The organism is Microbacterium sp. CnD16-F, from assembly GCF_024124465.1.
GTDB classification, from domain to species: Bacteria; Actinomycetota; Actinomycetes; order Actinomycetales; family Microbacteriaceae; genus Microbacterium; species Microbacterium gawkjiense.
In genome coordinates this window covers 1-14,471 of the sequence record NZ_JAMXSA010000065.1, presented here as the reverse complement: position 1 = coordinate 14,471, position 14,471 = coordinate 1, and the positions used below count along the sequence as shown (strand labels likewise).

Sequence of the window (14,471 nt, the reverse complement as noted above, 5' to 3'; positions counted from 1 at the left end):
GGCGCCGCGGGGCTCTGAGCGCGAACGCCGCCCTCAGCCCACCGCGGGGGCCTGCGCCGCCTCGGCCAGTGCCTCGGCGACCAGGCGCACGTTCGCGGTGAGGGCACCCGCGGTGACCCGGATGTGCGGCGTGGTCACCTCGTCGGTCGGCGCGCGGTAGGGGGCGCCGGCCGAGACCGCGATGCCCGAGACGGCGAGCCGCATCCGGGCGGCGCGCTCGTCGACGACCGGCACCCACAGGTTGATGCCGTCCGGGTCGCCGACGTCCACGCCGAACCGTCGGAGTGCGGAGGCCATGCTGTCGAGGCGGTCGCGGTAGATCAGTCGTGCGGTGCGCACCCGCGCGACCGCGCCGGGATCGGTGAGCAGGCCCAGCAGCACGGTCTGCAGCAGGCGCGAGGTCCACCCGGGGCCCAGCATCCGCCTCGCCACGAGCCGCTCGACCACGCGCGCCGGGCCGCCCAGGGCGGCGATGCGCAGGTCGGGGCCGTGGGATTTCGAGAAGCTCCGGACGTGCACGACCTGCCCCGGGATCCATCGTGCGAGGGTCACATCGGGGGCCGACGATATGAGGGCGGAGTGGTCGTCCTCGATCACCGTCACGCGACGCCCGTCGGGGGCGTTCATGATGAGCTGCGCGAGCACGCGGGCGCGCTCGACGGTCATCGAGATGCCGGTCGGGTTCTGCGCCCGCGGCTGCAGCACGATCGCGGTGGGCTTCCGGGCGAGCGCTCGCGAGAGCGAGCCGGGCGTCACGCCGTCGCGGTCGAGGGCCAGCGGGATCGGCTCGGCGCCGAGGGCATCGAGCAGGTCGAAGAAGTACGGGAAGCCGGGGGACTCCACCGCGACGCGGTCACCGAAGCGGACGACCTGCTCGAGGGTCCGCGAGATGCCGTCGAGGGCCCCGTCGACGACGGTGAAGGTCTCGATGCCCGGCGCCGGCCACGTCTCGGCGATGTGCGCGTGGAGCTCGGGCAGCACGGGCAGATCGTGGTAGCGACCGGTGTCGGCGCGGGGCGCCACGTGCGAGAAGGCGTTCTCGAGCGCCGGGAGCATCGCCGGGTCGGGTGTGCCGTGCGAGAGATCCAGCCGCACCGGCTGTGCGCTCCCGGCGAGGCCCTGCACGCGCGGGCTCAGCCACTCGCGCGGTTCGGCGCGCACGAAGCTGCCGGCGCGACCGCGCGAGACGATCGTCCCGGCATCCGACAACGCGCGCCACGCGGCCGCGACCGTGCCCGCCGAGACACCCAAGGCCGCCGCCATCTCGCGCACCGTCGGCAGACGCTCGCCCGGCTCGAGCGAGCCGTCGGCCACGAGACGCGCGATCTCGCCCGCCATGCCCAGCGGGGTGCGGGACTCGAGCGACTCGGGGCGCAGCATCCGTCGTCCTCACGTGCGGGGAGGTGTCCAGAGGATTAACGACCGCGACACATCCGGAAACTGTCGAGAAATGTTCAAGCAGGACAGTAACAGAACCGAGGGAAGGAAGACCGAGATGGCAACGGTGAGAGCGGCGATCACGCAGACGACGTGGACCGGCGATAAGGAGTCGATGCTCGACAAGCACGAGCAGTTCGCGCGGGAGGCCGCAGCGCAGGGCGCTCAGGTCATCTGCTTCCAGGAGCTCTTCTACGGTCCGTACTTCGGCATCACGCAGGAGAAGAAGTACTACCGCTACGCCGAGCCCGTCGACGGCCCCATCGTGCAGCGCTTCGCCGCGCTCGCGAAGGAGCTGAACATGGTCATGGTCCTCCCCATCTACGAAGAGGCGCAGACCGGCGTGTACTACAACACGGCGGTGGTGGTGGATGCCGACGGCACGATCCTCGGCTCGTACCGCAAGCACCACATCCCGCACGTCGAGAAGTTCTGGGAGAAGTTCTACTTCCGTCCGGGAAACCTGGGGTACCCCGTCTTCGACACCGCGGTCGGCAAGGTCGGCGTCATCATCTGCTACGACCGGCACTTCCCCGAGGCGTGGCGCGAGCTCGGTCTCAACGGCGCCCACCTCGCCTTCAACCCGAACGCGACGAAGCCGGGTCTGTCGAACCGACTGTGGGAGGTGGAACAGCCCGCCGCCGCCGTCGCCAACGGCTACTTCGTCCTCGCCCCCAACCGCGTCGGCCGCGAGGACAACGAGTACGGCGACGAGGCGGTCACCTTCTACGGCACCAGCCAGATCGTCGACCCGCGCGGCAACTACGTCGGCGCGCTCGGCTCGGGCACCGACGAGGAGATCCTCATCCGCGACCTCGACATGGACCTCGTCCGCGAGATGCGCGACGACTGGCAGTTCTACCGCGACCGCCGCCCCGACTCGTACGCCGAGATCGTCGCCCCGTAACCGCACGGCACATCGGAGGACCCATGACCACCACGCTCATCACCGGCGGCACCGTCGTCTCGTCGACCGGACGCGGCCCCGCCGACGTCCTCATCGACGGCGAGACGATCGTCGCCGTGCTGACGCCCGGCTCCACCCTGCTCGGGCACGACCTCGCGGCATCCGTCGACACCGTCATCGACGCGGCGGGGAAGTACGTGATCCCCGGCGGCATCGACGCCCACACGCACATGCAGCTGCCCTTCGGCGGCACGAGCGCCTCCGACACCTTCGAGACCGGCACCCGGGCAGCAGCCTGGGGCGGGACGACCACGATCGTCGACTTCGCCGTGCAGCGGCAGGGCGAGCGGGTCGAGGACGGGCTCGCGGCCTGGCACGCGCTCGCGGCGGGGGAGTGCGCCGTGGACTACGGCTTCCACCAGATCATCGGCGGCGTCGACGAGCACTCGCTCGCCGCGCTCCCGACCCTGATCGATGAGGGCATCACGAGCTTCAAGATGTTCATGGCCTACCCCGGGGTCTTCTACGCCGACGACGCGCAGATCCTGAAGGCCATGCAGGTCTCGGCCGACACGGGACTGCTCACGATGATGCACGCCGAGAACGGCCCGGTCATCGACGTCCTCGCCGAACAGCTCGTCCGCGCCGGCAACACCGACCCGTACTTCCACGGCAAGGCACGCGTGTGGCAGGCCGAGGAGGAGGCGACCCACCGCGCGATCATGCTGTCGAACATCACCGGTGCACCGCTCTACGTCGTGCACGTGAGCGCGAAGCAGGCCGTCGAGCAGCTCGCCTGGGCGCGCGACAAGGGGCAGAACGTCTTCGGCGAGACCTGCCCGCAGTACCTCTACCTGTCGCTCGAGGAGCACCTGGGCGCCAGGAGCGAGGAGTGGGGGTCGTTCGAGGGCGCCAAGTACGTCTGCTCGACGCCGCTCCGCTCCCGCGCCGAGGGCCACCAGGACCACATGTGGCAGGCGCTGCGAACGAACGACCTGCAGATGGTCTCGACCGACCACTGCCCGTTCTGCATGAAGGACCAGAAGGAGCTCGGCAAGGGCGACTTCCGGGCGATCCCCAACGGCATCGGGTCGGTCGAGCACCGCATCGACCTCATGTACCAGGGGGTCGTCACGGGCGAGATCACCCTCGAGCGCTGGGTCGAGCTCACCAGCACGACCCCGGCGCGCATGTTCGGCATGTACGGCAAGAAGGGCGTCATCGCCCCGGGTGCCGACGGAGACGTCGTCATCTACGACCCCAACGGTCACACCTCGATCGGCTACGAGAAGACCCACCACATGAACATGGACCACTCCGCGTGGGAGGGCTTCGAGATCGACGGGCACGTCGACACCGTCCTCTCGCGCGGCAAGGTCATCGTCGACGACGGCGCCTACCTCGGGCGCAAGGGCGACGGCCGCTTCGTCAAGCGCGGTCTCAGCCAGTACCTCATCTGACCCGAACACCCGAAAGAGGACCCATGGACTTCGGCGTCGTCCTGCAGACGAACCCACCCGCCTCGCGCACCGTGCAGCTGTCGACGCTCGCCGAGGCGCACGGCTTCAGCCACGTCTGGACCTTCGACTCGCACCTCCTCTGGGAGGAGCCGTACGTCGTCCACTCCGCGATCCTCAACGCGACCAAGCGCATCACCGTGGGGCCGTTCGTCACGAACCCCGCCACCCGCGACTGGACCGTCACGGCATCCGTCTTCGCGACGCTCAACGAAATGTACGGCAACCGCACGATCTGCGGCATCGGCCGCGGGGACTCGGCGGTGCGCGTGACCAACGGCAAGCCGGTGACGATGCGGGAGCTGCGCGAGTCGATCCACGTCATCCGAGAACTCGCCAACTCGCGACCCGTCGAGTACAAGGGGGCGACGCTCCAGTTCCCCTGGAGCCGCGGATCCGAGCTCGACGTCTGGGTCGCCGCCTACGGCCCGATGGCGCTGAAGCTCACCGGCGAGGTCGGCGACGGGTTCATCCTGCAGCTGGCCGACGTCGACATCGCCGCCTGGATGATCAAGGTGGTGCGGGATGCCGCCGAGGCGGCCGGCCGTGACCCCGATTCGATCGCGTTCTGCGTCGCCGCCCCGATGTACATCGGCGACGACTGGGAGCACATGCGCGACCAGTGCCGCTGGTTCGGCGGGATGGTCGGCAACCACGTCGCCGACATCGTCGCGAAGTACGGCGCGGACGGCGATGTGCCCCAGGCCCTCACCGACTACATCGCGGGCCGCACCGGGTACGACTACAACTCGCACGGCAAGAGCGACAACGACCACGTCGACTTCGTCCCCGACGAGATCGTCGACCGGTTCTGCCTGCTCGGCACGGCCGAGGACCACATCGCCAAGCTCGAGCAGCTCAAAGCGCTCGGCGTGACGCAGTTCGCCGGCTACCTGCAGCACGACAACAAGGAGGAGACGATGCGGGTCTACGGCGAGACCGTGATCCCCGCGCTCTCCGATCACATCACGGCCAAGTCATGACGCGACGCACAGCAGCCGCGTGGGGGTGGGGCGTCGTCGGCGTCCTCGCCCTCGTCGCGCTGTGGGAGGCGTACAAGTGGCTCGGACCCGCCGACGGTCTCGTCCTCGGTGGCGAGGACGGCGTGCGCGTCCTGCCGCGCACCCACGACCGTGCGATGCCCCACGTCACCGACATGATCGCGCGGCTGTTCGACCCCACCAGCGGCGCCGCGACGCCACCGCTGTGGGCGACCGTCGCGAGTGCCGGCCTGCTCACCCTCGGCATCGCGCTCGTCGGGTGGGTCATCGGCGTCGTCGTGGGTGTCGGCTTCGCCCTGCTGATGCAGCGCTGGCGCATCGTCGAGCGCGGACTCCTGCCCTGGATCGTCGTGTCGCAGACCGTGCCGCTCATCGCCTTCGCCCCCCTCGTCGCCCGCATCGGGTCGCAGATCGACCGAGCCGGGCTGCCCTGGCCGGAGTGGCTGTCGGTGGCGGTGATCGCCTCGTACCTGGCCTTCTTCCCGGTCTCGATCGGTGCGCTCAAGGGTTTGTCGTCGCCCGACGCGATCCATCTCGACCTCATGCGCAGCTACGCCGCCGGTTACGGCCAGACCCTGCGCCGGCTGCGCTTCCCCGCCGCGGTCCCGTACCTGATCCCCGCAGCCCGTCTCGCCGCGGCGAACGCCGTCGTCGGCGCCATCGTCGCCGAGGTGTCCATCGGCATGCGCGGCGGCCTCGGACGGATGCTGCTGCAGGCCGCGCAATCCGCCTCCGCCGACCCCGCACTCCCGTGGGGTCCCATCTTCGGCGCCGTCCTGCTCGGCCTCCTCGTCGCCGGGGTCGTCGCGCTGCTCGCGACGGGCCTTCGCCGGTACCGCCGCGGGGAGGCATCCGCATGATCCCCCGCCCTCACCCGAGAGGAACGTCCGCATGAGCGAGATCGCCGTCCGCGCCACCGGCGTCGGCCGCACCTTCGGAGGCCGCCGCACCGCTGAGGTGCACGCCCTCACCGGGGTCGACCTCGAGATCGCGGCAGGCGAGTTCGTGTCGCTGATCGGCCCGTCGGGATGCGGCAAGTCGACGCTCATGCGGCTGATCGCCGACCTCGATCAGCCCACGGCGGGCTCGCTCGAGGTCTTCGGCAAGACGCCGAAGAAGGCGCGCCTCGACCAGGACTACGGCATCGCCTTCCAACAGGCCGGGCTCTTGCCGTGGCGGACCGTGCTCGAGAACATCGTGCTGCCCCTCGAGCTGCACGGCGTCGGCGGCGCCGAACGACGGGCCCGCGCGGCAGAGCTCGCCGAGCTCGTCGGCCTCACCGACTTCGGCAAGCGGTACCCCGACGAGCTGTCCGGCGGCATGCAGCAGCGCGTCGCGATCGCTCGCGCCCTCGCCGCGCGGCCGAAGCTCCTCCTCATGGACGAGCCGTTCGGCGCGCTCGACGAGATGACGCGCGAACGGATGCAGACCGAACTCACCCGCATCACCGGGGAGACCGGCGCCGCCGTCGTTTTCGTGACGCACTCGATCCCCGAAGCCGTCTACCTGTCCGACCGCGTCGTCGTCATGTCGCCGCGACCGGGCCGCATCACCGATCTCGTCGCCGTGCCGTTCGGGCACGATCGTCCCGACCTCCTGCGGGAGTCGCCGGAGTTCTTCGAGAAGGTGACCGAGGTGCGCGAAGCGCTCCACGGCACGCCCGTCGCCCGAGCGAACGAGCGGTGACGGCATCATGACCGCGACCGAGCGGATCGCCCGCATCGCTGCACCGATGGCCACCGGCATCCTGCTCCTCGTCCTGTGGCAGGTGCTCTCGGGCGTCAAGATCGGGCGGCTCGCGCTGATCCCCGCCCCCGCCGACGTCGCCGAGACCGCCTTGCGGATCGGCGGCGTGGTCGCCGAGGACGCGCTGGTCACCGGGGGCAACACGCTCGTCGGGCTCGTCGCCGGTACGGTGCTCGGCGTCGCCCTCGCGGCGCTCGCCGCGTGGCTGCGTCCGGTCGACGGCATGCTCGCGCCCCTCGTCGCGGCGATCGCGGTCGTTCCGATCGTCGCGCTCACCCCGCTGCTGAACACGATGCTCGGGGCCTCGGCGCAGACGGGACGCCAGGTGGTCGCCGCGGTCGCCGCCTTCGTGCCGGTCTTCGTCAACGTCCTCCGCGGCCTGCGGCAGTCCCGCCCCGTGCAGCGAGACCTCTTCCTCGCCTACGCGGCGACTCCCGGCCAGCAGTTCCGCGGCCTCACGCTCCCCGTCGCGCTGCCCTACCTCGTGACCGGCATCCGCATCGCCAGTTCGGTCGCCGTCATCTCCGCGCTCGTCGCGGAGTACTTCGGCGGTCCCACCGACGGCCTCGGCACCGCCATCGCGAGCTACGCGAAGACCGGGAACGCGGCCGTCGCCTGGACCTACGTCGGCGCGGCCATCGCCGTCGGTCTCGTCTTCTTCCTCGTCACCGTGCTCCTCGAACGCATCGTGACCAGGCGGAGGCCGGTCTGACACCCGTCGGCCCGGTCCGCTCCACCCACCCACCGCACCACCCGCACCATCCGAACCCGAAAGGAACACCATGCGTCACAGCATCCGACGCCGGTTGGCGGTCGTCACGACCCTGACCGCCGGCGCCCTCGCCCTGTCCGCGTGCGCGGGCACCACGAGCACCACACCCACCGCCGGCGGTGATGACGCCGACTTCACGCCGATCACCGACATCAAGCTGCAGCTGCAGTGGCTGCCGCAGGCGCAGTTCGCCGGCTACTACGTCGCGCAGGAGAAGGGCTACTTCGAGGAGGAAGGCTTCAACAACGTCGAGATCGTGCCCTCGGGCGGCGACATCGTGCCGCAGGACGCGCTCGCCGCCGGTGACGTCGACTTTGCCGTCGCCTGGGTCCCCAAGGTGCTCGGGACCATCGAGTCCACGGGCGTCGAGCTCACCGACATCGCGCAGGTCTTCCAGCGTTCGGGCACGACGCAGGTCTCATGGAAGGGCGACGGGATCACCGACGTCGCGGACTTCGAAGGCAAGCGCATCGGCTCGTGGGGCTTCGGCAACGAGTGGGAGATCTTCGCCGCGATGGCGGCGGACGACCTCGACGCCTCCACCGTGTCGATCACGACGCAGGACTTCTCGATGAACGCCCTGCTCGACGGCGACGTGGATGCCGCGCAGGCGATGACCTACAACGAGCTCGCCCAGGTGCTCGAGGTCGTCAACCCCGATACGGGCAAGCTCTACACGCTCGACGACCTCGACGTCATCTACTACGACGACACCGAGGGCGCGATGCTGCAGGACGCGATCTGGGCCGACACGCAGCGGCTCGACGAGGACCCGGCATACGCCGACGCGGCGGTGCGCTTCCTCAAGGCGATCGCGAAGGGCTGGCTGTACGCCCGTGACAACGTCGAGGACTCCGCCTCGCTCGTGTGGGACGTCGCCTCGAACGCCGAAGCCGCCTTCCCGGTCGGACCGGTGCACCAGCTGTGGCAGCTCAACGAGGTCAACAAGCTCATCTGGACCGACGCGCCCTTCGGGACCGTCGAGCAGGACAAGTGGGACCAGACGGTCGACGGAGCCCTCGCCGCGGTGAACCAGGACGGCATGAACCTCATCACCGAGGAACCCCCGGCATCCGCGTTCTCGAACGAGTACATCGAGAAGGCGATCGCCGAGCTGGAGGACGAGGGCGTCAGCCTCGACGGGGAGTACACGCCCATCGACGTGACCCTCACCGAGGGTGGACAGTAGCAGCACCACCACGACGGTCCCGGGGTGCGAGCCCCGGGACCGTCCTGACAGAGAGCACTCCTCAGATGACCTCCGAAGACCTTGATCTCCGTACCCGCGAACTCGACCGCGCCCACGTCTTCCACTCCTGGTCGGCGCAGGCGCTCATCGACCCGTTCCCCCTCGCGGGCGGATCGGGGGCGACCGTGTGGGACCACGCCGGCACACGCCTGCTCGACTTCTCGAGCCAGCTCGTCAACGTGAACATCGGGCACCAGCATCCCGCCGTCGTCGACGCGATCAAGGCGCAGGCCGACATCATGACCACCGTCGCCCCCTCGACCGCCAACCTCGCCCGGGGCGAGGCGGCGAAGCGGATCGTGGATCTGGCGCCCGACGGGTTCTCGAAGGTGTTCTTCACGAACGGCGGAGCGGACGCGAACGAGAACGCGATCCGGATGGCGCGGTTGCACACCGGGCGGGACAAGGTGCTCTCGCGCTACCGCAGCTACCACGGCAACACCGGAGCGGCGATCGTCGCGACGGGGGATTGGCGCCGCATCCCGAACGAGTACGCGCGGGGCCACGTGCACTTCTTCGGCCCCTACCTGTACCGGTCGGAGTTCTGGGCGACCACCCCGGAGGAGGAGTGCGAGCGCGCGTTGCACCACCTGCGTCGGGTCATCGAGGCGGAAGGGCCGAGCTCCATCGCGGCGATCCTGCTCGAGTCGGTGCCGGGGACGGCGGGCATCATGATCCCCCCGCCCGGCTACCTCGCGGGGGTGCGGCGTCTGGCCGACGAGTTCGGCATCGTCCTGATCCTGGATGAGGTGATGAGCGGGTTCGGGCGCACGGGCCGGTGGTTCGCGTTCGAGGGTCACGACGTGGTCCCGGATCTGATCACGTTCGCGAAGGGCGTGAACTCGGGGTACGTCCCGATCGGTGGGGTGATCATCTCGGATGAGATCGCGGCGACCTTCGATGAGCGGGTGTTCCCGGGCGGGTTGACCTATTCGGGGCATCCTCTCGCGGCAGCATCGGTGGTCGCGACGATCGACGCGATGCGGGAGGAGGGCATCGTGGAAGGCGCCCGCCGCATCGGGGAGACCGTCCTCGGTCCTGGGCTGCGCGCTCTCGCCGAGAAGCATCCGATCATCGGGGAGGTGCGGGGTGAGGGGGTCTTCTGGGCTCTCGAACTGGTCGCCGACCCCGTCACCCGCGAGCCCGTCGCCCCGGCGGTGATCGGCGCGCTGAAGAAGGACCTCATGGCCCGGGGCCTGTTGCCCTTCACCGCCGACAACCGCCTCCACGTCGTCCCGCCCTGCGTCGTCACCGACGACGAGGTGCGACGCGCGCTCGAGATCTACGACGCGGCGCTCGCCGCGCTCTGACCCACCCCATCGGAGGAACCATGACCGACCAGCCTGATGTCGCCGTGCTCGAGCACTGGGTCGACGGCGCCGCGTGGAGCGGCGAGTCCGACCGCACGGCCCCCATCCACAATCCCGCCACCGGAGTCGTCAGCGGCCGGGTCCGCCTCGCGAGCACTGCCGACGTGAGCGCCGCGGTCGACCGTGCCGCCGCCGCCCTGCCGGCGTGGCGCGACGCGAGTCTCGCGAAGCGGCAGGGCGTCATGTTCTCGTTCCGCGAGATCCTGAACGCGCGCAAGGACGAGCTCGCCGCGATCCTCACGGCCGAGCACGGCAAGGTGCTCTCCGACGCGCTCGGCGAGATCGCCCGCGGTCTCGAGGTCGTCGAGTTCGCCTGCGGGGCGGGTCACCTCCTCAAGGGCGAGTACTCCGAGAACGTCTCCACGGGCGTCGACGTCTACTCGGTGAAGCAGCCCGTCGGCGTCGTCGGGGTCATCAGTCCCTTCAACTTCCCCGCGATGGTGCCGCTCTGGTTCCTTCCGATCGCGCTCGTCTCGGGCAACACGGTCGTGCTGAAGCCGAGCGAGAAGGATCCGTCGGCGTCCGACTGGATCGCGCGTGCCCTCGTCGAGGCGGGGCTGCCGGCTGGCGTGCTCAACGTCGTCCACGGCGACAAGGAGGCCGTCGACGCGATCCTCGACCACCCGACGGTCGGCGCGGTCTCGTTCGTCGGCTCGACCCCGATCGCGCGCTACATCTACGAGCGCGCGAGCGCGCAGGGCAAGCGGGTGCAGGCGCTGGGCGGTGCGAAGAACCACATGCTGGTGCTTCCGGATGCCGACCTCGACCTGGCCGCCGACGCCGCCGTCAACGCGGGGTTCGGGTCGGCGGGCGAGCGCTGCATGGCGATCTCGGTGCTGCTGGCGACCGAGCCGATCGCCGACGCCCTCGTCGCGAGGATCGCCGAGCGCGTCGCGACGCTGCGCACCGGCGACGGCACGCGTGGGTGCGACATGGGACCGCTCATCACCCGAGAGCACCGTGACAAGGTCGCCGGATACCTCGACATCGCGGCATCCGACGGCGCCGAGATCGTCGTCGACGGCCGCGACGTGGTTCCGGATGCCGACGGTGATGGCTTCTGGCTCGGTCCCACCCTCATCGACAAGGTGCCGACCTCGTCCTGCGTCTACACCGATGAGATCTTCGGGCCGGTTCTCTCGGTCGTGCGGGTGGCAGGGTACGAGGAGGGTCTCGCGCTCATCGAGGCGAGCCCGTACGGCAACGGCACCGCGATCTTCACGAACGACGGCGGTGCCGCCCGCCGGTTCCAGCGCGAGGTGAGCGTCGGCATGGTCGGGGTCAACGTCCCGATCCCGGTGCCGGTGGCCTACCACTCGTTCGGCGGCTGGAAGGCGTCGCTGTTCGGCGACGCGAAGGCGTACGGTCCGCAGGGGTTCGCGTTCTTCACCCGTGAGAAGGCGGTGACCTCGCGCTGGCTCGACCCGTCGCACGGCGGCCTGAACCTGGGCTTCCCGCAGCACGACTGAGGCCGCCGATGTCCCACCCCACCGACGACATCCTCACCGACCCGGTCGAGGCCGAGCGCCTGCTGGCCTCGACCGGGCGCGAGCTCGAGACGCTCCTGGCGCGCGCCGCCGCCGTCCGCAACGCGGGCCTGGCCGCCGCGGGCCGTCCCGGCGTCGTGACCTACTCGCGCAAGGTCTTTCTCCCGCTGACCACGCTCTGCCGGGACCGTTGCCACTACTGCGCGTTCGTCGACACCCCCGCCCAGCTCCTCCGCAAGAAGGCCCCCGCCTACCTCGACGACGCGCAGATCCTCCGGATCGCGCGCGCGGGCGCGGCGCAGGGCTGCAAGGAGGCCCTGCTCACCCTCGGCGACCGGCCCGAGGACCGCTGGCCCGAGGCGCGGGCGTGGCTCGACGCGCACGGCTTCGCCTCGACGATCGACTACGTCGCCCATGCGGCGCGGCTGGTCACCCGTGAGACCGGGCTCCTCACGCACGCGAACCCGGGGGTCATGTCCGCCGCCGAGCTCGCGGCGCTCCGCCCGGTGTCGCCGTCGATGGGGATGATGCTGGAGACGACCTCGCGCGCCCTGTTCGAGACCCCGGGCGCCGCGCACCACGGCTCTCCCGACAAGGATCCCGCTCTCCGTCTCGCCGTGATCGAGGATGCGGGGCGAGCCCGCATCCCGTTCACCACCGGCATCCTGGTCGGCATCGGCGAGACCCTCGCCGATCGTGCGGCCTCCCTGTTCGCGCTGCGCGACGCGCACGCCCGTCACGGGCACGTGCAGGAGGTCATCGTGCAGAACTTCCGGGCGAAGCCCCGGACGGCGATGGCGGCGGTGGCGGATGCCGATCGCGACGCCTACCTCGCGGCGATCGCCGTCGCGCGACTCATCCTCGGACCCGGCATGCGCATCCAGGCGCCGCCGAACCTCTCCGATCCAGCGGAGCTCGCGTCGCTGCTCGCTGCGGGGGTCGACGACTGGGGTGGGGTCTCGCCGCTGACCGCCGATCACGTCAATCCGGAGCGGCCGTGGCCGCATCTCGACGACCTCGCCGCCCACACCGCTGCGGCAGGCTTCACGCTCGTCGAGCGGCTGACCGCCCACCCCGAGTACGTGCGGGCGCCCGCCGCCTGGATCGACCCTGCCCTCCACGCCGCCGTCGCCTCGCTCGCCGAGCCGGGGACGGGTCTCGCGGGCCGCGCGCGCGCCGCGACGTCACGGCGTCGTCGCGGCACGGCGCTGCTCGAGACGGCGGCGACGACCCCGCGCGAGCTCGATGCGGCCGACTGGGAGCACCTGCTGACGGCGACCGGCGATGATCTGGAACGACTCATCCGCACCGCCGACGACCTGCGGCGCACGACGATCGGCGACACCGTGAGCATCGTCGTCAACCGCAACCTCGCGTCGTCTGGCCTGCACCGCGCACCCGTCGGTGCGGGGGCGTTCGGGCTCGCCGACGTCGAGGCGATCGCGAGGGATGCCGCGTCCCTCGGCGCGACGGAACTCTGCATCCAGGGGCGGCTGGACCCCAGGGAGGACCCGCGCCTGTACGTGGACCTCGTGCACGCCGTGCGCGCGGCCGCGCCGTCGCTGCACCTGCACGCCTTCCGCCCGCAGGATGTCGCCGACCTGGCCGACCGCACGACCATCGGTGTGCCGCGCGCCATCGCCGCCCTCCGCGCGGCGGGCGTGGGCACGATGCCCGGAACGGGGGTGAAAGTCCTGGACGACGACATCCGGCGCCGCATCGCCCCCGGCGACCTCGACGTCGATCGGTGGCTCGAGATCATCCGCGCCGAGCATGCGCACGGCATGCGAACGAGCTCGGTCCTCTTCTACGGCCACATCGAATCGGCGGCCGACCGCGTGGCCCACCTGCTGACACTCCGCGGACTGCACGACGAGACCGGCGGGTTCACCGAGTTCGTGCCGATCCCGCTCCCCGGCGGCGGCACGCGCACCGCCGAGCGATCGGACCTCGATGAGCACCGTGCGATGGTCGCCGTCGCGCGCCTGCTCCTGAACGACGGCATCCGCCACATCCAGATCCCCTGGACCCGACACGGGCGGGCGATCACCGCGGAGCTGCTGCGCAGCGGCGGCGACGATCTGGGCGGCACCCTCCTCGACGGGCGCATGCGCCCCGACACAGGGGTCGAGCGGGGGCTTGAGCTGCCCTTCGGTGACGCCTCCCGCTTGGCCGGGTCGCTGCGCCGCCGGCTGCGCGAACGCACCACGACCTACGGGACACCGGCGGAGGCGGCCGCATGAGCGGCCACGCCGAGGTCGTCGTCGTCGGCGCGGGTTTCGCGGGCATCGCGGCCGCGATCGAGCTGCGCGAGGCCGGCCACGACGTGGTGGTGGTCGAGCGGGCGGATCGGGTCGGCGGGACGTGGCGCGAGAACGTCTATCCGGGCGTCGCGTGCGACGTCCCGGCGCACCTGTACAGCCTCGAGCGTCACCCCCACCCCGGCTGGTCGGCCGAGTTCGCCCCGGGCGCCGAGATCGCCGCCTACCTCGAGGGGGTCGTCGACCGCGAGGGTCTGCGGAACGCGATCCGCTTCGGGACGGCACTGACGGATGCCGAATGGGACCCCGTCGCCGAGCGCTGGCGGCTCGGCTTCTCGGCCGGCGGCCCCGACTCGGCCGATGTGCTGGTCCTCGGCTGCGGGCGGTTGTCCGAGCCCCGCATCCCCGACGTCCCCGGTCTGCCCTCTTTTCCCGGAGCAGTCGGCCACACGGCGCGCTGGGACGCGACCGGGTCGGTCGCCGGCACCCGCATCGCCGTCGTCGGGACGGGGTCCAGCGCCGCCCAACTCGTTCCCGAGCTGGTCCGCTCGGGCGCCGAGGTGGTCCTCTTCCAGCGCTCTCCGGCGTGGGTGCTTCCGCGCGGTGGGCGCCGGTACGACGCGCGCGACGCCGAGCTGTTCTCGGCGCCCGGGGCGATCGCGCGCGAGCGGCGGAGGCTCGCGGCGGGCGACGACGAGCGGTTCGCCGCGCGATCGGGGCGGGG

12 protein-coding genes are annotated in these 14,471 nt (G+C 71.0%); 11 read left to right on the top strand and 1 reads right to left on the bottom strand.

What is annotated here, in order from left to right; genetic code table 11:
- Nucleotides 1-33 precede the first annotated feature (33 nt).
- A complete protein-coding gene (locus tag NH287_RS13470) occupies nucleotides 34-1,380 on the bottom strand; it encodes an aminotransferase class I/II-fold pyridoxal phosphate-dependent enzyme (protein ID WP_253036026.1) in 1,347 nt (448 codons plus the stop codon).
- A 115-nt stretch (nucleotides 1,381-1,495) separates the two neighbouring features.
- Here NH287_RS13470 and NH287_RS13465 point away from each other — a divergent pair, with 115 nt between their 5' ends.
- The 11 genes from NH287_RS13465 to NH287_RS13415 all read left to right on the top strand — a co-directional run.
- Entirely contained in the window at nucleotides 1,496-2,344 is an 849-nt protein-coding gene (locus NH287_RS13465) for a nitrilase-related carbon-nitrogen hydrolase (RefSeq protein WP_253036025.1), read from the top strand.
- Between the two features lie 23 nt (nucleotides 2,345-2,367).
- Entirely contained in the window at nucleotides 2,368-3,804 is a 1,437-nt protein-coding gene (gene hydA, locus NH287_RS13460; RefSeq protein WP_253036024.1) for a dihydropyrimidinase, read from the top strand.
- Between the two features lie 23 nt (nucleotides 3,805-3,827).
- Nucleotides 3,828-4,844 (top strand): TIGR03842 family LLM class F420-dependent oxidoreductase, encoded by a 1,017-nt coding sequence (locus NH287_RS13455; protein ID WP_253036023.1) that lies wholly within the window; start codon nucleotides 3,828-3,830, stop codon nucleotides 4,842-4,844.
- The gene (locus NH287_RS13450) at nucleotides 4,841-5,722 is read left to right on the top strand and encodes an ABC transporter permease (protein WP_253036022.1); all 882 of its coding nucleotides are present in this window, start codon (nucleotides 4,841-4,843) and stop codon (nucleotides 5,720-5,722) included. The genes NH287_RS13455 and NH287_RS13450 overlap by 4 nt, the downstream gene beginning before the upstream one ends.
- A gap of 31 nt (nucleotides 5,723-5,753) precedes the next feature.
- Nucleotides 5,754-6,548 carry an ABC transporter ATP-binding protein gene (locus NH287_RS13445; RefSeq protein WP_253036021.1) on the top strand — a complete coding sequence of 265 codons (795 nt, stop codon included), beginning with the start codon at nucleotides 5,754-5,756 and terminating at the stop codon, nucleotides 6,546-6,548.
- Between the two features lie 7 nt (nucleotides 6,549-6,555).
- Complete coding sequence (locus NH287_RS13440) at nucleotides 6,556-7,320, top strand: ABC transporter permease (protein WP_253036020.1); 765 nt, start codon at nucleotides 6,556-6,558, stop codon at nucleotides 7,318-7,320.
- Nucleotides 7,321-7,390: 70 nt separating this feature from the next.
- On the top strand, nucleotides 7,391-8,569 hold the full coding sequence (locus NH287_RS13435; RefSeq protein WP_253036019.1) for an ABC transporter substrate-binding protein: 1,179 nt from the start codon (nucleotides 7,391-7,393) through the stop codon (nucleotides 8,567-8,569).
- A gap of 65 nt (nucleotides 8,570-8,634) precedes the next feature.
- Nucleotides 8,635-9,939 (top strand): aspartate aminotransferase family protein, encoded by a 1,305-nt coding sequence (locus tag NH287_RS13430; RefSeq protein WP_253036018.1) that lies wholly within the window; start codon nucleotides 8,635-8,637, stop codon nucleotides 9,937-9,939.
- Between the two features lie 20 nt (nucleotides 9,940-9,959).
- Entirely contained in the window at nucleotides 9,960-11,468 is a 1,509-nt protein-coding gene (locus NH287_RS13425) for a CoA-acylating methylmalonate-semialdehyde dehydrogenase (RefSeq protein ID WP_253036017.1), read from the top strand.
- 8 nt (nucleotides 11,469-11,476) lie between these two features.
- On the top strand, nucleotides 11,477-13,729 hold the full coding sequence (gene cofG / locus NH287_RS13420; protein ID WP_253036016.1) for a 7,8-didemethyl-8-hydroxy-5-deazariboflavin synthase CofG: 2,253 nt from the start codon (nucleotides 11,477-11,479) through the stop codon (nucleotides 13,727-13,729).
- A partial coding sequence (locus NH287_RS13415) for an NAD(P)/FAD-dependent oxidoreductase (protein WP_253036015.1) occupies nucleotides 13,726-14,471 on the top strand: 746 nt, incomplete at its 3' end. The genes cofG and NH287_RS13415, both read left to right, overlap by 4 nt.